Annotated in this window: 2 pseudogenes; one reads left to right on the top strand and one right to left on the bottom strand. The window is 69.7% G+C overall.

The features are described from left to right. Positions 1–571: pseudogene (locus CFP71_RS40785) on the top strand (IS1634 family transposase); the annotation flags it as partial. On the opposite strand, the pseudogene CFP71_RS40780 reads toward CFP71_RS40785, so the two are convergent. Further along, positions 510–732, bottom strand: a pseudogene (locus CFP71_RS40780) (NADP-dependent 3-hydroxy acid dehydrogenase); the annotation flags it as partial. The pseudogenes CFP71_RS40785 and CFP71_RS40780 sit on opposite strands and share 62 nt — an antisense overlap.

The raw sequence follows: 732 nt of genomic DNA, 5'->3' as shown, positions 1-732 counted from the left end.
GATCACGCGCGGCCGCCGGGTCGAAAGGGTGCTTTCGCCCTCGCTCGCGGGCACCAGGCCGGGGGAGATCCGGCTGACCTGGAAGGTCGACGACGCCGCCGTCTCGCGGCTGCACGACGAGTTCTTCGGCAAACAGGTGCTGGTCACCGACCACGACTGGCCGGTGTCCGAGGTCGTCACGGCGTATCGGGCGCGGACCCACCTCGACTCGACGTTCCGCTGGCTGACCGGTCCCGCCGTCGCCGGTCCGGCTCCGCGCTGGGACTGGACGCCGCACCGGATCGCGGTGCACACGCTGGTCACGGTGCTCGCGTCGACGGTCACGCACCTCATGCGGCGCGAGGCCGACCGCGCCGGGATGAACCTCTCGGTCCGCGAACTGATGGACAGCCTCGCGGGTATAGGGGAGACGGTGTTGCGGTATCCGTCCACCGGCGGCCGTCCGCGGACGCGGCGCCTGCTGACCGAGCGGAACCCGGAACAGCAGGCGCTCTTCGACCTCTTCGCCCTCAGCTCTCCCGATGGATATGAAGCGCCGAGAAGCTCTGGACCACCGGCATCAGCTCGATGACGTTGATGTTCACGTGCTCCGGCTGCGAAGCCGCCCAGAAGACGGACTCGGCCACGTCCGCGGCCGTCAGCGGCGTCGTGCCCTTGTAGACGTTGTCGGCCTTGCTCTGGTCACCCTCGAACCGGACGACCGAGAACTCAGTCCCGCCGACCAGGCCCGGC

The sequence above is a fragment of the Amycolatopsis thailandensis genome, from assembly GCF_002234405.1.
Classification (GTDB): Bacteria; Actinomycetota; Actinomycetes; order Mycobacteriales; family Pseudonocardiaceae; genus Amycolatopsis; species Amycolatopsis thailandensis.
The sequence above is the reverse complement of the archived record's forward strand: the minus strand, read 5'-3'. Positions and strand labels throughout refer to the sequence as shown.